The organism is Paenibacillus sp. J2L1-98, from assembly GCF_056269405.1.
Window position 1 is genome coordinate 1,022,646 of sequence record NZ_JBWDNW010000001.1, and the last position, 19,014, is coordinate 1,041,659.

The following is a 19,014-nucleotide window of genomic DNA, read 5'->3' on the forward strand; positions in this document are numbered from 1 at the left end:
ATTGTCATTGATATTCACATTTAAAATTTGAGAATTCCGCAATGGAGCCTTCACCGCACGCATAGAGCCCGATGATCACCCCCGTGAATCCTCCCGCTACCTCGGAGGACAGATATTTCGTATGCGCGGTGCCCAGTTGGATGTCCTCCCCATCTGCGCGTAGAAAGAAACGGTAGCATGTGCTACTGGCTTGTATAACGAGGGAAACTTGATTGTCATTTTGTCGATCCACGGCTTTTTCGATGGATTTAATATCGCCGACATTCAGGCGTTCAATGACTTCATACCCGCTGTCGCCTTTGCGTATCGCGAAATCATAATGATGATGCTCATCCATATAGAGCGTGATGCCTGCCTCGCCATTCGTGAGGCATACATCGCAAGATATTTCCGCGTTAAAATTCATTTGACGAATGCCAAAGAATGTAGGCGAATCCGCTTGATCAAGCGTGACTTCAGTTCCTTTAAGCTTCAGCTTGTTATGTTCAAATTCATAATTTTCCATAGAAGGCAGACGAAGATAACACCATTGCTTGTCCCATTTCGTATTTTCGAAGGTATAGCATTTATTCTCTTCCTGAACGATGCCATTCGGAATACGGTCGGTGTCAAAGCTCGATAGCGTGGTGCCGTTATGTCCTGCAGTAAACCAGCCGTCCTCCCCGAAGGTCATCGGAGTAAGGAATACTTCGCGTCCAAGATGATGATAAGCAATCCATTTGCCGATCTGACGGAATCCGAGATGAAGCATCCACCAGTTTCCGAAGTCGTCCTGAACAAGGTCGCCGTGACCGACAGCCTGTATTTCATAGCCGCCTAAGTTGCGATTGGTCAGCACGGGGTTGTGTGGATACGCCTCGAACGGTCCGGAAGGAGAAACTCCCCGGGCATAGGTTACCATATGGCCGAATTCGGTTCCTCCCTCAGCCGCTATAAGATAATACCAATCGTTTATTTTGTACAGATGCGGCGCTTCAAGAAAACGTCCGCCCGTTCCTTGCCAAATCACTTGGCTCGGGGTCAGCTTGCGGCCACTTTCTATGGCAATTTCACACTGAACGATACCTCCAACGCCATGATCGTCTGTTCCGTTGCTCATAAAATAGGTTTTTCCGTCTTCAAAATACAAATCAGGGTCAATTCCCCCTTGATCAACATAAATCGGTTCAGACCATTCGCCGTATATATCGTCCGTCCATACATAGAAATTCTGACGCTTCGTGTCGTTGGTGGTCGTCATGTAGAATCGTCCGTCGTTATACCGGATGGTAGGGGCAAAAACACCGCCTGAACTGTTCACTTTGTCAAGTTGGATCTGACTCTCTCTGTTCAGACAGTGACCGATTTGCGTCCAGTTTATCATGTCCTTGCTTTCAAAAAGAGGCACACTGGGGAAATACTGCATCGAACTACAGACAAGATAATAGATATCATTAACCTTGCAAACGCTAGGGTCTGGATAAAATCCTTTTATGACCGGGTTATTGTATTTCATTTTTCTTCCACCTCTGTGTCAATATAGACAAAAGCAACCTGTAAATCTATTATTAGCTCGCAACAATTGAGTATTTGGGTGTAGTGGTTACAATATACCTTTCTAAAACAAACAATAATACCCCTAAAATCAGCGCAAAAATCATACTCCGTACCAGACGGAGTCTTCGTTCAACTGCACCCGCTCGCGGACGGTATCTCCGAACCACCATCCCGCCAAGACGGCCATTGCCGATCGGTAGTGCCTCATTCCAACCGAATGCGGGTTCCGATACCACAAGCTCATCGCGTTCATTCCGATGTTTCCTCTCGTATCAATGAACTCCGGTTTGCGGAAGGAAGCGGAAGCGGCTCAGCCCGATATCCCCGTCCAAGATCAGATAGACGGTGCGAACTCCCGACGGTTCGTTCACCTTGCAGGCAGCCGTCTGCCGCATTTGCTGCCCTCCCGCCTCCTGAACGGTACACGTTCCGATAAGAGAGCCGTCCAACCCATCCAATCTAAGCTCTATTCTACCGCCTCCCGGACCGGTCGTACAACGGGCTTCAAAGCCGCCGATCCCGCCGCTGAAATCTGCATCGTCAAAGCGCAGCCAGCCTGCCTCGCCCGACAACCGGATGCAGCACCCGCCTTCCCGGCATTCGTCCAGGTAGACGCCTTCGTACTCGTCGTAGTTTACTGCCGGAGTCTCCCTGGTCAAGTCGCGCGGAGGCACGGTATCTCCGTCTACGGCAGAGACCTCCAAATCCCCGCTGATCTTGGAAACCGATCGTCGCTTACTACGGGTGGACCTGATTTAATCACGACCGATCGAAAGGAGACGTTCCCAGCCCTCCGCAAGGTTGTTGCGGGCCCAATTCCAATGGTCTTTATTTTCATATTGCCGGAAGGTACATTCAATCCATAAAATCAGATCCAGATAAAAATCATACATCACCCTGCGCCGTTGTTGGTTTTGAGTTGCGACGGCCAGCCCATAGCCCCGCGAGAACCCTTCGGACCGGTTGAAGCGGCCGAAATAAACCTCCATCAGCGGGTCGCCCCAAAGAGCTCTTTCGAAATCGATCAGCCCCGTTATTTTTCCGTGCTCGACGAACACATTTCCATCCCATAAATCCCAATGCACGAAACGGGGCTGATCTACTTCTCGCAAAGCATCCAGATGCCGTTCGACTTCCAATTCGATAACCGCATCGCCGGCAGGCAGCTCTACCCCAGCATCTCTGCCATCAGCCAGCACGCCTCGGATCATCCATTGAAATGTTTCCGGCCAGGAATCGTTCCATGATTCTTGCTGCAGGAAATATCCGAATTTTTCACCCTGCACTTCATTGATCAAACGGCTGTAAACGCCCAGCTCGAATTCGATCGCGTCCTTCACTTCCTGAGATATCGTCTCTTTGATTTTGTTATAAGGGACCCCCGAAAACCGCTCCATAATAAAGTACTCCGCATCGATCAAGGTGCATGTATCGTCGTGTGCGAACACCTTGGGCACAGGCAGCGTACCGCTGTTGCCAAACAAGCGGAGCGCCTCGACTTCCGTGCGCATCATATTTGCCTCATAGCGCATCATTTTTGTTCCCTTGAACGGCGCCACTTTTAGAATAACGTTGCGGCCGTCGCTTGTGAGGATCGTGTATGCGCTGTTTGCCCACCCATCCGTTAATTCTTTCGTTTCGACGACTCGGCTTCCGAAGGCATGATGAATAATTCGTTCCATATCACTGCCTATCAACTTGAGTTTAACATTACTTTCCATATTATTGGTCACTTCTTTCCTTAAATTCAAAACTAGATTGGCTCTCGATACTGAGCTGTCTGCCAGAAAAGTAAAGGACGCCCCCAAAGCCATCGCTTGGGCAACGTCCTTCATATTTCCACTCAAACAGCCAACTTGATAGGAATCGCCGTGTATACTAATTCGCCGGTTTATAATCGAACCATTCAAAGCGTGCCGGCGAGCCCTGTCCCGTCTCGCAGACTGCATACATCTCAACAATTACGCCCGTAAAGCCGCCTGCTACCTCTGTTGAAAGCAAATGCGATTCTCCCGAGCCCAATTCAAGTTCATCGGATTAAACGGACTGGATGGAGAAGCCGGACCATTCCGGCCGAGCCTCTATCTTCTGTATGACCGAGCCCGCCGGGCAATCTAACAAGCTTTCCGTTCTCATTAATCCTGCGGCTCTCCTGAATACGATCACCTTGCGTCCTTCTTTGAGCCTGATGGTAAAAGCAATCACTTGCAATTATTTGTTTCAAAAGAGCTTACATCTTGCACCGAAATCGCAGACAATCCTTTAGCAGTCCCCAAAATCTTATGATATTTGCCCTTCATATTCGATTGTACAGCAAGGTATGAAATCGAACCTTGATTCTCAGGCCATGAATTAGCACGATAAAGACGTAAAAATGACCAAAACATCATAAAGATGCCTAAATCAAAAATTGGGTTTGATGCCCGATCTTATTCATTTTAAAAGAAACTCCATTCTGGCCAAGGAAAATGCGAATGACAGATGGGCAGAAAAAGATCATTTCTTCGTCTTTTCGACATGGATGGTAAAGCATATTGTACCTACCCAGAACTGGATAGACAGCCAAAGAAAACGCATTATTGAGAACGAGGTGTAATACGCATTCTTGCGGGAAAGCCCATTTAACAGAGGCTTAATCCTAACATTTTGTTTTTTCGTCCCCAATTCGTCCCCAAGGTTAAAAACCTCATGCTCAGTATCATTGTTTTCTATTTGATAAAAATAAAAAAACCTTGATTATCAAGGATTTTTTCGTTTTGTTTTTGGTGGATCCTAGGGGGATCGAACCCCTGACCTCATCGCTGCCAGCGATGAGGTCTAATACACAATGTCAACGTTTCGCCTTATAAAACTCATGATAAAGCTTCATCAACGCCCTTTTCTCTATCCGCGACGCATAGCTACGCGAAATTCCAAGCTCCTTCGCAATCTCCCGCTGCATCCGCTCATCCCCGCCGTGCTCAAGTCCGAAACGGCCGATAACGACTTCCTTCTCGCGATCATCCAAAATGTCGAGGTTTTTATATATCTTCGATTTCTCGATCTTCAGCTGCACCTTATCGACAATATCATCGGCCTCCGTGCCGAGGATATCTATAAGCGTAATTTCATTTCCTTCCTTATCCGTGCCGATCGGATCGTGCAGTGAAACGTCCTTCCGCGTCTTCTTCAAAGACCGCAGATGCATAAGTATTTCATTCTCGATACAACGAGCAGCAAACGTCGCGAGCTTCGTGCCTTTTCCAGTTTGAAAGCTCTCGATTGCCTTAATCAATCCAATCGTTCCAATCGAGATCAGATCCTCCAAATCCTCACCTGTATTGTCAAATTTTTTGACATTGTGGACACGACCCGATGTAATTTCTTTTCTTAGAAAAAGCTTCAAGACAAAAAAGAACCGGACACTTTGTAACTCTGACCGGTTCATCCTTGTTTGGAATATTTATTATGTAACTGTCGCTCTATTGCATTAACCCAAGTTGGGATAGGTCCAGCGCGATATTTAATGCTATTGCCGTCGGCATCCAGAACAATCTCACCACACGAAAGACTGTTGTCAATGATAATTAAATGATCAATGAGGAATAAATTCAAAAGCAGATTTTCGATCGAAGATTAATGACGTCTAATGATATATTCCATTAGGGGATTACCCCCTGGCTTAAAGCCAGATCCATGCTTCAGGCATAAAAAAAACCTTAAAAATATTAGCTGGTTTTAAGTACTGCTCAGAATGTAACGAGATGGTTCATCTTGCAGAACTGCCGGTAAACCGACCATACCTCCGTTTTGCCTTCGGTTCGTCCCGCCAATATACATTCATCGTTTGGCGTATAAGCGGCAAGACAAACAAGCCTTGATTCTCAACATTACCAGTTAATGTTGCAAACAGCATTAGTCTAGCAAAAAATGAAATCTACAATATTTTACAAATTAACAGGTCTTAAGTTTTATTAACATAATGTGGTCTAACGGTTATGATAAAGAAAGTGTGTAAGCCTTTTCAACACAATCATTCTCCCGAATTCGATTCAAAAAGTTTGAGAGTGAATTAGATTCAAATTTTCTTAAAGACAGTCGTTCAAGTTAAAGACCCCAAAATGGATTTAACGTTCGGAGAGGTCGCGGTAACCGCTTGATTTATACGATAAAGGAGGGGTACGGTGCAGAAGAAATATGACTTGATCATCGTCGGAGCGCGGGTGGCGGGGTCGTCGCTGGCGTATGAATGCGCGAAGGCCGGTCTGGAGGTGCTTTTGCTGGAAAAGGGAAGATTACCGAGCGACATTTTGTCGACGCACAACTTTTTCAACAACGCGCTTTCCCTGCTGCGGGATATGGGGGTGCTGGAAAAACTGCTGCAAACCGGAACGCCGACGTACAAAAGAGTCTTTATCCAGTTCGAGGATGCCGTAATGGACGGCGATTTTCCCGAATCGAAAGGGGAGACTGAATGCCTGTGCATCCGCCGAACGCATCTCGACCGCATTTTGTTCGAGCATGCCGCGGCGCATCAGGGAGTTACGGCCATCCAGCAATTTCGCGTCACGGACGTCATCTTGGACAGAGACACGGTTACGGGAGTCTGCGGCGTCCATAAGGATGGGCGGACGGAACACTTTGCGGGAAGGCTGGTAGTCGGTGCGGACGGCCGCCATTCAACGGTGCGCAGTCTGGTGAAGAGCGAGCGGAAAATATGCGTGCCGACCGATTTCGCTTCTTATGTCGCTTATGCCGCCGATTACCGGCAGGAGGGCGACCGATGCGTGGAATTTTACAAGTTCGGAGAGTATATCGCCATCATCTTTCCCACCAGTGACGGCCTGTACGTGATCGGGCTTATGGTTCCGCTGGGCAGAGATGATTGGATGGAACGTTTCAAGCGGGATCCGGAAACGGCGTTCCGCGATTTAGCTGATGCCGGTTTCGCGGACACCGTCTCGTCGTTCCCCCAGCGGTTGCGGGAGTCGCGTTTCGTCCTTCCGGTCAGAGGGGTGCTCGGGTATGACAACGACTGGTTTCAAGGCATGGGAAAAGGCTGGGCGCTCGTCGGCGACGCCCACTCCTTTAAAGATCCTGCGATCGGCCAGGGTTTACATGACGCGATCTGGGGGAGTATGGCGCTGACCAAGATTTTGGCCGGGAACGGATCTTGGGAATCGAGCTGGGATACCATGGCGGAAGCGTATGAAGGCGCGCTGCAGTCCAAAATGATCTCCCGGTTCGAACTGGCGTGCCAATTGACAAAAAACAGGCCGTTCACCGAGGAGCAAAAAGCCGTTAACCGGCTGATTGCCGGGGATAAGGAGACATTCGACACGTACCTGGGCATGTTCAACTATGCGAGCGAACCGGCCGACTTCGAACAAGCCGTTTTCCGGCTGCTTCAGGGGAAGGCGCAGAATTGACCGGGACGTCCCGGCGGTGGACGGAAGTGGCCGGGTGAGCTCATGTTTACACATTTTATTTTACAGACTCTCGCGCGTCCAGAAAATCGCAGACTTTCTGGACGCGGGCAATTTATCCGCACGCGAGGGCTAGCTGTATCTGCCAAGCATCATGGATTTATTTTACCGCAAGAACTTCTCATTTTACATGGATAAACGTATGACAAAGGTTCTCGTATAAAATCCCTCTAAAGATGGCGCCCATGCTGAGCGTACCATAAACAAAGCCCCGCTAATCGGGGCTTTGTCAAAATCTGAAGGAGGGGTCGTTCCTCCTCACCGCTTCGCCTTATAATACTCATGATACAGCTTCATCAGCGCCCGCTTTTCGATCCGCGACACATAGCTGCGCGAAATGCCAAGCTCCTTCGCAATCTCCCGCTGCGTCCGCTCTTCCCCGCCCTGCTCCAGACCGAACCGTCCGACAACTACTTCTTTCTCGCGTTCGTCCAGTATATCCAAATTCTTATATATCATCGATTTCTCGATTTTCAGTTGCACCTTATCGACGATATCGTCGGCTTCCGTACCGAGAATATCGATCAGCGTAATTTCGTTGCCCTCTTTGTCCGTCCCGATCGGGTCGTGCAGCGACACATCCTTGCGGGTTTTCTTGAGCGAACGCAAATGCATAAGTATTTCGTTCTCAATACAACGAGCTGCAAATGTCGCAAGCTTCGTCCCTTTGAGTTTTTTTTATGTCTGATCTTTTAATAAGGGTACTTCGATTCCCTTCAAAGTTTGAGTCTCTTATCTTTCACAAACACCTATTACTAACTTTTAACTTTATCCTTATCGCAATATTTGCCTACTCTATTATTAAGGATAAACAACCTATGTACTTCTTTCTATTTCTAATAATTTTACCTTTCACACTTATAGTAAAGCCAAAATTACTTATAAAAAGTAGACACATTCTGTTCATGGCTTTTTTCACATATTTCACTGTACCTTTTAGTTTAAACTTCATAATCGGATTACAATTAAGTATTTCAATACCATCTTTCTTACTTTTCACTTTCTTGACTACGATCATGTTCTTTATCATGTTGTATTTTCTGAACAGGAAGCATTCTCGTAAAGAATTCCTTGATCATTCTAAAATTTCATTGGATATAATTAGATTCATCTTTGTGGTCATTGTAACAATAAGCGCTGTATATGGAAGACTCATTAATGACTTCAGTTTATTCACTCAATTGATTCCAGATTTTAAAAATGATACTAGTTTAGAGGAGGTAAGAAGTTATTTTCAACTCACATTCCAGATCCTTGCTATTCCCTTTATATTCTCTAGCACATTACTACGAATTGCAGTCGACTGGCTGTTATTAAAAAAATGAACATTCGGCAGCCCCCTAATCAGACTGACGTGGTAAATGAGCACATTCGAGCGGAAACGGTATGCCAGCAGTCGTTTCACTTTTGTTCCTTCGCAATCTCCCGCTGTGTCCGCTCATCCCCGCCATGCTCAAGTCCGAATCGCCCAATCACAACTTCCTTTTCTCAGTCATCTAATATATCAAGATTTTTATAAATCTTACTTTTCTCAATTTTCAGTTGTACCTTATCCACAATATCGTCGGCTTCCGTGCCAAGGATATCTATTAATGTAATTTCATTACCTTCCTTATCCGTACCGATTGGATCATGCAGCGAAACGTCCTTCCGCGTTTTCTTCAAAGACCGCAAATGCATAAGTATTTCATTCTCGATACAACGAGCCACAAAAGTCGCGAGCTTCGTGCCTTTTCCAGTCTGAAAGCTCTCAATAGCCTTAATCAATCCAATCGTACCAATTGAGATCAGATCCTCGAGACCTCACCGGTATTATCGATTTTTTTGACGTTGTGGACACAACACGATGTCATTTCAAACATCATTCATGGTAATAAAAATGAACCAAACTTTGTGATGTCACATCGATTGGTTCATTCATCAGTATCTATTTCATTTTGTAAGTGCTGTTCTATCGCTTTCACCCAATTAGGAATAGTCTCAGCCATATATTTTATTACATTATGGTTGACATCAGCTTCCAATACAATCACACCATCTAAGTCACTATTATCAATAACAATTAAGTGATCAAGAAGGTATAGATGAGCAAGCAGATTCTTCATAGAGGTTTGATCTCTTCTAATGATGTCTACTGTAGGAATATCATGTCCACCATTTTTAACTCGTGCAGCAACCCGATCTATATTCAATCGGTAATCTCCTAGACCTACGTAAAACATAATCACTTCGAACCCATTATCTTTCGCCTCTTGCATTTGACGAATAGCATTCCCACCTGCTAAAGTCGTTTCAATTGAAAAATCACGTTTGTTCTTTATACACTCCCTAACCAACTTGATAGCGTCTTTACCTGCCGATACCCTATGTTTTTCATGATTTTCGTTATCAATACGGCGTGCCAATGAATCTGGATCAACATTAACACTAATCCCAAGTCGATCGATAATTAGATTGCGAATGGTGCTCTTTCCGCTGCCATTATTCCCTGCGAATACAAACATAACAGCAGTTGGTTCACTCATGATCATTTTCCTGTTTTTCAATTTTTTCGATATTCCCATTGCTATATTCTTTCATAAACTGCCCATCTTTTGTTTTATAAACGACGTAGGTATCATTAGCCTTTGCATCTAACTTGGCGCGATCTCCCGTTAGCTTTATCAGCTTTTGTAGATCCTGTATACGATTCATAACTTCCCTCCGGCCATTCAAAATTTATGATCAGCTATCTTATAATTGAAGTATAGCACAGAACGTGTCCTAAAATGACACATCCCGCATTAGCGTTCAAACACAAAAATAGACTGCTCTAAAAGAACAGTCTGGATCGGAATCTATTTATCGTTTCGCCTTATAAAACTCATGATAAAGCTTCATCAACGCCCTTTTCTCTATCCGCGATACATAGCTCCGGCTAATACCAAGTTCCTTCGCAATCTCCCGCTGCGTCCGCTCATCCCCGCCATGCTCCAGCCCAAAGCGGCCAATGACTACTTCCTTCTCGCGGTCATCCAGTATATCAAGGTTCTTATATATCTTCGATTTCTCAATCTTCAACTGCACCTTATCGACAATATCATCGGCCTCCGTGCCGAGGATATCTATCAGCGTTATTTCGTTGCCTTCTTTGTCCGTGCCGATCGGATCATGAAGCGAAACGTCCTTCCGCGTCTTCTTCAAAGAACGCAGATGCATAAGTATTTCATTCTCGATACAACGAGCAGCGAATGTAGCAAGCTTCGTCCCTTTGCCGGTCTGAAAGCTCTCGATCGCTTTAATCAGACCGATTGTTCCAATCGAAATCAAATCCTCCAAGTCTTCCCCTGTATTGTCGAATTTTTTGACAATGTGAACACGAAGCGATGTCAAATTTTCATCGTTTCATCCGTATACATCTTCAATATTTATGACTCCGGCTTTAATGTCATGAATGATATCATTGATTGAATTGTCCTGATCGATAATTATTCCGTCCTCATCCAAGTCACAGAGTTTAGCCTGTTGTATTATTTCAGATAATCTAATAAAAAATTATATTCTTCTCCTTCTTGAAGATCGACAATGTCATGTAATCCACTAATCATATAAGGTGATCCATCATATTTCTCCCAAACCGTTCCGTCACTTTTGATTCCGGTCATACAACTCCCAACTACTTTTGCATTATCTAACCAATCATATGGGTGTACAGCTAAAAGGGGTTTTTTTAATTCCTGTTGGCTTGCAAATTAGGTGCTAGCCATTTCATTATTCGTTGGGAGTCGGCAATCCGAGGTTTTCCAGCCCCAAACGGTTCCATCCTTTTTTGATAAATAAACCATCACCTGATCCCCACAGATTTATAACTTCATCGGCATAGGGGAATTTGGTTGCCGTTTTAACTTGGGGATGGGAATCAAATAAACCTTCATGCACATACTTCAGGGGTTCTCCCCAAAACCATACACTTCCGTTCTCTTTAAGTGCGAAGTTTCGATTCTCACCTCTGACAACTTTTACAACACTATCCAATTTATCTATTTGAACAAATTTAGTGGTATCGGTTTCAAATGTTCCATCATCCTTATCATTAGCATGAATCAACTGATCTTTTTAAATAATGACATTACCTTTAGTTGTTATTAAAAAGGGGCCACTAAATAAATGTTCTATATTCTCTAAATTGGATACCGGATGATGTTTAACATCTCCCACATATTTGCATCCTGCTAAAAGAAGAAATGAAACAAATAGGCTTATACCCTTAATTATTTTTCTTACTTGGTTAGGTTTCAATTTATTACATCGCTCCTTTTGTATGCTCGCCTATATTTTATATTACGCTTACTGACGTTTACAGGTAATCAATCTAGTGTGAAGTGTAGTTGTGCTACAAAATTGCCCTACTTTGCCATAACGAAAAACACCCCCTATCGTTTTCATCAGTTTCAACACCAGGGTGTTTTTCCAATGTCCACTATAAGGGGCTCAGTTAATGAAGACCGGGGTGTTAGCTGTCTATTTCTTCATATCTGCCAGCACATCGAATCTAAGATTGCTGATGCTTTCTCCTCTGCCGGTTTGCTTCCGTATGCCGAGCCAATTATAGACACGCCCATCGTGCCATCTTGTGCGTTGATAGCTTTGATAGACGCGCACGCCAGATCTTGGCACTTCTTCTTCGAATAACAGATAGGCGATTTTAGGCTGCTTATCCAAGCCTACGCTTAGCAGCGTCGTGCGAGGACGAACCTTATCCGGCTTGCTCGTATTCCCTTCGAGAATACGCGGCATTGCCGCGCGCTGTAGCTGTATTTCTCTGTTGCTGCCCGGTACGTGAACTGGAATAAACGGAATCCAATTTTCAGGCATCGTGCTCATAAGCTCATATTTGATATCCGCCTTTGCATCCGATCCCCCTGCCGTAGCGCCGCCGAGCAACCGCTGATAGTAATTATGCAATTCCAATGCGGCTTCTCTGCCTGATTTCGAATCTCCGTTCGGCAGCAAAATTTTGTTCTCGATGCCCCATACCATATTGGCTATTTCATCACGAACGAGGTACACGTCCTCTACCGGCTCGCTTTCTTGAATTTTAGGCACGGTCGGCAGCACCATAAGGCTCAAATCCGCAGCTTCATTGAGATTATTGCCATCAACGCTTAACGCGAACATGCTCCAACGCTGCCAATCCTGATCGTTTCCTGCGCCCGCAGGCTGAACCCATATGCGTTCTCCGAATACGTTATCGACTGTCATCCCTTTGACGTTGGCAATGCTGCCAGTTCCGACTGTAACCGGTACGAGAAACCAATCGTTAGAATAAACGAGGCCGAATTCCATTAAGAGCAGCTTATTCAAATCCGTCTTATCCGGCTTGATATCTCCAAAGTTCGTCTTGCCTTCTTCGAATGCCCACCACCTCGTATTCGGCATGCCGTCGAATTTGATCTGCGAAGCAAAAAGCGATTGAGTAAGTGCCGATTCCAGCGCATCAGCCGTATCCGATCCGTCTGCCTCTCCCAACGATCTCACCGCGCGATTGGAATTCAGGTTATACCAATCGAGATTGCCATGATAATACTCCTCCGCCGTATATACCTTTTCCTCGCCATTGCTGGGTGCCGAACAAGAAAATTGATATTCGAGCTTCGAAGGCAGCCATGCATCCTGATTTTCTTCTGCAGGTTGGCTGAACAATTTCTCGAACCAAGCCGTAAACCGGCTCTCGAGGCTTTCGATCAGCGTCTTCTGCATCTGTGTCAACGCCTGCCTGTCCGGCGTTGGGAATTTATCATAGGCATGATGGCTTATCGATGCCTTCATATAAGTGTAGAGGGCTGCACCGTCCATTGCTCTTCCCGCAACGGATGCATACCGTTGCCAAACGCCGAGATGCGCACATATATGCGCATCCTCCGGCTTAGTTGGGTCAGGCTGCTTAATGGAATAGGCTTGAATGAAAACCTTCTTCAGCCCTTGAAGCTCAGGCGTATCGGCCATTTTCAGCCATTGCCTGCCCATTAACAGACGGATGTCGAGCGACAATTCCTGGTCACCCGCTTTGAACGGTAGCGTACGATGCTCAACTTTCGTCTCGAGAGGTATGTTCGATTCGAACTTTTGTGCCGGATGGGAATTCGCTTTATATTTCTGAAATCGCATCGTCTCCATATGCACCTTCGTGATTAAGGGCGAGCCGGCGTCATCTCCTTGGAATTCTCCCATCTGCCATTGCTTAGTCAAAAGGAACAGAGGATCTCGCACTTCCGCCCTTAAGGCACGATCGAATTTTTGGGTGCGTGGACGGCCTTCAAGCCTGTTCCACATCAGGATAGACGGAATTTTACGCACTTTGTCGAAGACTTGCTGAATATTGTCGATCGATATAAATTCATTCACCGTTTTTCCACTCCCGATAAAATTCATTATTCAAGGCCAAGGAAAGCGCTGCGGTAATCGGATATACGGTAACCGCCGATAGGAGCGCGGGGAGGAAACGGGCATAATCCGTCGCATCGATATGGCTGGGCTCGACAGCCCGTTTCTTCGCCATATTCAGCGTGTCGTGAAGCGAATCGACAACATCCTGCCATTGCCAAGCCTGCTTGAAATCCGACGGCATAACTAACAGCAGCGACTGCGGCGCTTCCGAATTAGGCCGATCGTAATGGAAGGCGATCCCCGTCGTTTCCTCTTCTGCAGGGATAACCTCCGTCCACTCGTCGATCAGAATACCGCATTGGCTGCGCTGAATTCCGCCCGCAGCCGGCGGGTACATTGCGGTGTAGAGCAGCTTGTCTTCTTCGATCTTGTACGAGGCCGGATACTCCAGTGCGAGCCAGCTGTCCGTATTCCGGTACGGGAATTGCACAGGCTCAAGCTTGAGATCCTTCTCGATCAGCGCGTCTGCCAGCATCGTCATATTCTCCACATGCCGCATTTTGTCGCGTACACGCGCAACACCGTAAAGCCAATCGTCGATCGGAAACGGTTGATTAAGGCCAGTTTTTTGATAGGCGAGTAGCTGTTCAATGTCGGCAAAGGCCATTGTCCACTCTTCCAATAGCGGATCCGATAAACTAAACTCCGGCACGATCCTGAAATCGTCACCGAACAGAAGTTTGCCGGCTTCCAATAAAGCCGCAACCTTTCGATTGGCATCGATAGCTTCATCATGCTCTAGTACGAGTTTCGCCACTTGCAAGGCGCGCTTATCCAATTCCAGCCGCAAACTCTCCGTTCCTCTTTGCATGTCGTCGGCAAATAAGATAAGCTGCCGCTTTTCCTTCTCGATCTCGAATGCTGCCGCGTCGAAAGATGATAGACCGGCTAGCTCGGCTTCAAACGCTGCAAATAACTCATGCAATTCGTTTTTTTCCAATAACTTTTTAAAAGCGTCTTGCTTTTTGAGAAATGCGTCCCTTTTCCCATTGATTAATTGCGCTTTATAAGCATCTATCGTAATTGCTAGCGGCGTTTGGGTAGATTCGGTCGATAATGTAAGCTCTGCTTGCTGCAGCAAGGAAAGCTTGTCCGAAGATGTCCCGTATGCGTTGATCAGGGCATCGAATGCTGCAAGCTTCTCGTCCCACCGTGTAATCAGCGAATTGATTCTAGTAAACAGCGCCTCGTATTGCCGCCTTCGCCATTCGAGCATATGTCCGTACCCGGAATGCGGAAGGCCGAACATGGATAATTGCTTGTAAATGTCGATTCCGCGGTTCAAAATCGTTTCGATGTTCGCCGCTTTTTCTTCGTTGGTCCAAGCTGCAATGTCCTCGGCATATTGCTTAAGCGTTTTCCTCAAACCTGTCGTTTCGGTAATGCCGAGCTCGTCTAGCGCCAATGTAATTCTCAGCGGATTTAAGCTGGCGGTCACTTCGTCCGGCTTGCTTGTACTGGCCCCGAACTTCATATCGCCTGCTGTCAAAGGGCGCGATCGTTGAAGCAGCGTTCTTGCGCTGCTTAGCAGCGGCGCAAGCTCGAATAAGGTGGTCATCGTCTCGTTCGGTGCCTTGGTGAAAAACTGGAGCTCAATTCTTTCCTCCGGCCTTGGATTGTACCTGCTTCTCGCGTAGGCCAAGATCGCATCGTCGAGGGAAGTCATCGCTTGCTCGCTTTCCATATTGCCCATATACAGTACGTCGATCGGAAGCAACCCCAGCTCCTGCATGCTGACCGTCTTCGTGATGAAAGCAGCCGTAAAGGGATCTTTAAATGCGACTATACAAACGACTTTGTCCATTGGAGGCATGATGCCCGACACCCACTCGTTGACTGCCGGTTCTGCCTTCGAGCGAAGCGTCGTATTGACGGCGTCCTCGGGATCAAGGCCGGTGTTGAAATGCAGCCCTACGCGATGATTTAGCGTAATGCCGCTGCGCGGTGTGCGGATAACATCGGGAATAGGCGGAAAGTTTCCTTTGCTGAATGCATCCATCGCTGCGGCCGCGCGATCATAGTTGCCTTGAACGGCTTGATGTACGCCTTCTGCGACAGCTAAGTCAGCTACGGCATCGTTGATGTCGAGTATACGCTCGACTTCAGCATCAATGGCTTGCCTTTGCTCCGCAGTTACTGCTGGCAATTGCGCAAGCCCAAAGGGATAGGAGGCGTTGCCCGATTTGTGGATTTGTTCGACAAGCGCCAGCCCGTCGACGACGTTCCTCGCTTCGATTGCTCGAATATCGTCCACACTATCTTCTTTCGTAGTCGGCAAGCGGTTGGCGTTTAACGGGAATGCAATCCTCAGATCGAAAATAATGGCATCCACTTCGTCATCATGTCTGTCGTGCAATCCCCGTTCAAGCTTATACCCTAGCAGTGCCGCCAGAGATTGGCCATTGCGAATGCCTTCGATCATCGAAAGTGCTTGACGCATGCGTTCCGATGACAAATTGACCGCCATGCTGCCTGGACTTACGGCGCTTGCGTTTGCGATATAGCCGTTTCTTAATACAGCGGCCGTAACCGCTTGGTTCAAGGAAGGCGCATGAATGTAGCCCTGGTTCGAATGATCGGCCAGTAATGGCTCATCCGCAGCGGAAAATATCTGTTGAAGCGTTTTGTCGATTTTCACCGGTTCAAGCTTTTTATTTTCCGGACGCACGTCCTCCAGCCAGCCGTATGCGCCGATATAAACACCCTGCTCGGCAGCACGATCGTGCCCATCGCTGTTATGGATGCCCCTCATGAACGCAAGTTCGGCATTCGCAAGCCCAAGCATCCAGGCGTCCAAACGATAGGCGCAAACGTCCAGATGCTCAGTGAATATCCGCTCCAATCGCGCTGTCGGTACATCCTTAATCATTTCCAGTGCCTTAAGCTGTTCGCTTAACATCGATGTATCATCGTGCGAATGAACGATTTTTGAAATATAGTCGCCAACCAATAAACCTTTCTCAAAGAAGCCGTCCTGCATAAGGCGAGGTTCATATTTATAGAGGTGCTGCCAACGGCTCCCCATATCCTCTTGTTCCTGCACTTGAATAAATTTAGGTTCTTTCCGCGCATTCTGTACTTCTTCCGGTTCGAGTATACCGGCGCTAGCGTGCAAGCGAAGGCTAGCGTCGATGAAGCCTAAATCCAGCGCGTGCCTCAGCATGAGATACAATAATGCTGTTGGCGGCTTTTCCCCGATAAACCCTTGCTGCGAGCGCAGCGTATCGTGGGAATGATGCGCCGCCGCGATCAGCCAGTCGATATAATTCCGGTTATCCTTCGTATAATTTCTAATCGCATCGGACTCGGAAAGCGGCACGTCGTCGATCAGCGGCCCCTTCAGCAAGTCATTGCGTTCGAAAAACAGCATCTTCAATACTTCCGGCAGATCGTCCTCACTGTCGGCATGGTACCCTAACTGCTCCAGCAGATCTTTCCCGCTTTGCATATATTGGACCGTATTGGTGAGCTTGTTCAAGGTTCCTTGTAAATTTTGAACATTATAAATATGCTCGAAGCTTTGGGCGTTACGCGAATGGAACTCGACTGAAGTTGGATGAAGGCCAAGCACATCAAGCAGCGTTTGATGTGGATCGTCATCACCGGTCTTGCCGATGAAAGAGACGTTTGGCAGCAGCCTTGTCCATTCGGCATCCATTGTTTTAAGCACGCCATACAGCTCCTGATAATAGGAAGCGTTGTTATTATTATTATTATTATTATTATTGTTATTGTTATTGTTGTAGTTGTTGTCGCCGACGGAATAAATAGGCTTCAAGCGAGCGGAAGCAAACCAGTTCATGCGCGAAAAAGGAGCGACCGGCAAAATGCCATAAGGCTGCTTTCCGACGCGAATGGCTGGAATCATGCCGCGCCCGGAAACATAGCTTTGAAAGAAATCCTTCGTCCGCGCGATCGTCTGCTCGCTGAACACAGGCGCCATCATCGTTTCCATGAAATAGCCTAGCGTAGCCGGCCATAGCGCCGTCTGGATCGCCCGAGCTTCTCTTTGATCGGTTCCGTAATAGTTGGCTGCATGGTTAATGGCGGCATTATCGATGCCTAAAGCTTGCGCCAGCCAAAGACCGTCACTCTTGTCTGCCCATGCCGTGGAATCTTCCTTCTGCTGATGCTTAAAATAAATGTCGAAGCTGTCATCGGCGTCTTCGCGCCAACTATAGGCGGAAGACACTTGCTCCGTATTGTTCGTGGGCGTACCTTGCGGAATCAAACCGAAACCTTTGCGGCTATGATGGTGATGATCGATTAGCGTTTCAAGCGTGTTTTTTCCTTCGATCGGATCGGCGCTAAGGCGCACGCCGACTACGAATAGGCGGTTGAACCCGTTCGCGGCCTGCTCAGGAGTCAGATCCACCCGGAAGCCCATTCCTTTGGCGATCGCCTCCTCGAAATCCACCATCCATTTCAGTTCGTCGCTTACGATCAAATCGCCTTTCTTGACCTTTTTGCCGTCCAATACCTGGTCTTCTTCCGCAATCTTGAACGGTTCGCCTTCGTCGGCGGAAGGATTGGGTCCGATCGAAAGAGAGGAAGGAATGACATTGCCGATTTCCTCGAGAGACGGCTTGTCGTTGCTGTTGGTATAGCCCTGTAATACGAAACGCTCCGGTAATACGCGCACTTTAGGCGCCTTAGCCCATGCTTGAAACTTCGTATCCAAATCGGAAGCCTTCGGAAAAACGAGGAAGGCTGCCTCATACTCCGTATCTTCTTCGCTTCGCGGCGCGAACGGGAAGTCCGTGGGCTTGTATGTTTCCCACAGCTTCTGCGCCTGCTGATCGCCATATCGATCGACAAGCTGCGTCCATGCCTCCGCTTGTTGCTCCTTATCTCCGTTCGCCTGCCACATAGCGCTCCAAAAACGTAAAATCGCGTCCATGTCTTCTTTCACAGGCGGTTCTTCCGTTGCGATAATCAAATTCGTCTTCTTATCGGAAACGCGTTCGGGCTTCTCATCCCCATTGAGCGGACGATAGTTTTGCACGATCCAATACGCCCTACCGGAGCCATGGCTGTTCACGAGCGATCGCCATGCGCCGCGCTGGCCGGCTTCGATGTCGCCTGCTTGCCACATGGAAGTCCAGTACGCTTTCGCGTTCCTGACTTCGTTCTCCGATATCAGCTCTTCGAATGAATCGATCGCGATTTCATCGGGAAACACCCGGACCCAAAGCTGTTGCTTTTCAAGCCCTCTGCCTTCTTTAACGGTCTTGAATCTCGTCTCGATGCGCAGCGGAAACATCAGTATCGGATACCGGTCGTCAAGCTTCGAAATATGGTCGATCGGGTTCGTAAACGGCAAAAACAATTCCAATTTGCTGAGCTCTTTGACTTTGTTCTCGTCCAGTAAAGCATTGATTTGCTTGAGCTGCTCTTCGACCGCCGCTTCTTCCCTCTCCAATTCCCTCAAGTACGAATCCGGCTGAAATTTGGCTTTGTCCCGCTTTATGCGAGTAAGCTTTTCTTTCGTCTTGAACTGCTCCAGCTCGGCTAGCTCCCGTTGTTTGCGCGCTTGCAACAGCAATGATTGGTTTTCCGAAAATATTGTCATGATTCTCTAGTCCCT

The 19,014-nt window shown here is 47.2% G+C and carries 12 protein-coding genes and 3 pseudogenes; 1 reads left to right on the forward strand and 14 read right to left on the reverse strand.

Annotated elements, in window-relative coordinates; all coding sequences use genetic code 11:
* Nucleotides 1–4: 4 nt before the first annotated feature.
* From AC0YNZ_RS04520 to sigK (AC0YNZ_RS04545), 6 genes and pseudogenes are all read right to left on the reverse strand, one after another.
* A complete protein-coding gene (locus AC0YNZ_RS04520) occupies nt 5–1,495 on the reverse strand; it encodes a glycoside hydrolase family 43 protein (RefSeq protein ID WP_475825447.1) in 1,491 nt (496 codons plus the stop codon).
* 147 nt (nt 1,496–1,642) lie between these two features.
* Nucleotides 1,643–1,772 (reverse strand): annotated as a pseudogene (locus tag AC0YNZ_RS04525) (glycoside hydrolase N-terminal domain-containing protein); the annotation flags it as partial.
* A gap of 36 nt (nt 1,773–1,808) precedes the next feature.
* Nucleotides 1,809–2,240, reverse strand: coding sequence for a carbohydrate-binding protein (locus AC0YNZ_RS04530; RefSeq protein ID WP_475825448.1), 432 nt, complete (start codon nt 2,238–2,240; stop codon nt 1,809–1,811).
* 51 nt (nt 2,241–2,291) lie between these two features.
* Complete coding sequence (locus tag AC0YNZ_RS04535; RefSeq protein WP_475825449.1) at nt 2,292–3,257, reverse strand: phosphotransferase; 966 nt, start codon at nt 3,255–3,257, stop codon at nt 2,292–2,294.
* Between the two features lie 157 nt (nt 3,258–3,414).
* A complete protein-coding gene (locus AC0YNZ_RS04540) occupies nt 3,415–3,558 on the reverse strand; it encodes a beta-xylosidase family glycoside hydrolase (RefSeq protein WP_475825450.1) in 144 nt (47 codons plus the stop codon).
* A gap of 808 nt (nt 3,559–4,366) precedes the next feature.
* Nucleotides 4,367–4,921, reverse strand: a complete 555-nt coding sequence (gene sigK, locus AC0YNZ_RS04545) for an RNA polymerase sporulation sigma factor SigK (RefSeq protein ID WP_475825451.1) — start codon at nt 4,919–4,921, stop codon at nt 4,367–4,369.
* Nucleotides 4,922–5,699: 778 nt separating this feature from the next.
* Here sigK (AC0YNZ_RS04545) and AC0YNZ_RS04550 point away from each other — a divergent pair.
* A complete protein-coding gene (locus AC0YNZ_RS04550) occupies nt 5,700–6,944 on the forward strand; it encodes an NAD(P)/FAD-dependent oxidoreductase (protein ID WP_475825452.1) in 1,245 nt (414 codons plus the stop codon).
* Between the two features lie 315 nt (nt 6,945–7,259).
* Here AC0YNZ_RS04550 and AC0YNZ_RS04555 read toward each other — a convergent pair.
* The 8 genes and pseudogenes from AC0YNZ_RS04555 to AC0YNZ_RS04590 form a co-directional block, all read right to left on the reverse strand.
* A pseudogene (locus AC0YNZ_RS04555) lies at nt 7,260–7,670 on the reverse strand (sigma-70 family RNA polymerase sigma factor); the annotation flags it as partial.
* A gap of 741 nt (nt 7,671–8,411) precedes the next feature.
* Nucleotides 8,412–8,866: pseudogene (locus AC0YNZ_RS04560) on the reverse strand (sigma-70 family RNA polymerase sigma factor); the annotation flags it as partial.
* A 48-nt stretch (nt 8,867–8,914) separates the two neighbouring features.
* Entirely contained in the window at nt 8,915–9,526 is a 612-nt protein-coding gene (locus AC0YNZ_RS04565) for an ATPase (protein WP_475825453.1), read from the reverse strand.
* Nucleotides 9,519–9,695, reverse strand: a complete 177-nt coding sequence (locus AC0YNZ_RS04570; RefSeq protein ID WP_475825454.1) for a hypothetical protein — start codon at nt 9,693–9,695, stop codon at nt 9,519–9,521. Before AC0YNZ_RS04570 ends, AC0YNZ_RS04565 begins: the two co-directional genes overlap by 8 nt.
* Before the next feature lie 147 nt (nt 9,696–9,842).
* Nucleotides 9,843–10,373, reverse strand: coding sequence for an RNA polymerase sporulation sigma factor SigK (gene sigK / locus AC0YNZ_RS04575; RefSeq protein ID WP_110771657.1), 531 nt, complete (start codon nt 10,371–10,373; stop codon nt 9,843–9,845).
* Between the two features lie 378 nt (nt 10,374–10,751).
* A complete protein-coding gene (locus AC0YNZ_RS04580; RefSeq protein ID WP_475825455.1) occupies nt 10,752–11,087 on the reverse strand; it encodes a hypothetical protein in 336 nt (111 codons plus the stop codon).
* A gap of 414 nt (nt 11,088–11,501) precedes the next feature.
* On the reverse strand, nt 11,502–13,385 hold the full coding sequence (locus tag AC0YNZ_RS04585; protein ID WP_475825456.1) for a hypothetical protein: 1,884 nt from the start codon (nt 13,383–13,385) through the stop codon (nt 11,502–11,504).
* Nucleotides 13,378–18,999 (reverse strand): hypothetical protein, encoded by a 5,622-nt coding sequence (locus AC0YNZ_RS04590; RefSeq protein WP_475825457.1) that lies wholly within the window; start codon nt 18,997–18,999, stop codon nt 13,378–13,380. The genes AC0YNZ_RS04585 and AC0YNZ_RS04590 overlap by 8 nt, the downstream gene beginning before the upstream one ends.
* Between the last annotated feature and the right edge of the window lie 15 nt (nt 19,000–19,014).

What these genes read in the sequence shown, in the direction of transcription:
- AC0YNZ_RS04535 (WP_475825449.1), bottom strand. Translation starts at nt 3,257, where the DNA reads ATGGAAAGTAATGTTAAACTCAAGTTGATAGGCAGTGATATGGAACGA.
- AC0YNZ_RS04520 (WP_475825447.1), bottom strand. Translation starts at nt 1,495, where the DNA reads ATGAAATACAATAACCCGGTCATAAAAGGATTTTATCCAGACCCTAGC.
- AC0YNZ_RS04590 (WP_475825457.1), bottom strand. Translation starts at nt 18,999, where the DNA reads ATGACAATATTTTCGGAAAACCAATCATTGCTGTTGCAAGCGCGCAAA.
- AC0YNZ_RS04570 (WP_475825454.1), bottom strand. Translation starts at nt 9,695, where the DNA reads ATGAATCGTATACAGGATCTACAAAAGCTGATAAAGCTAACGGGAGAT.
- AC0YNZ_RS04565 (WP_475825453.1), bottom strand. Translation starts at nt 9,526, where the DNA reads ATGAGTGAACCAACTGCTGTTATGTTTGTATTCGCAGGGAATAATGGC.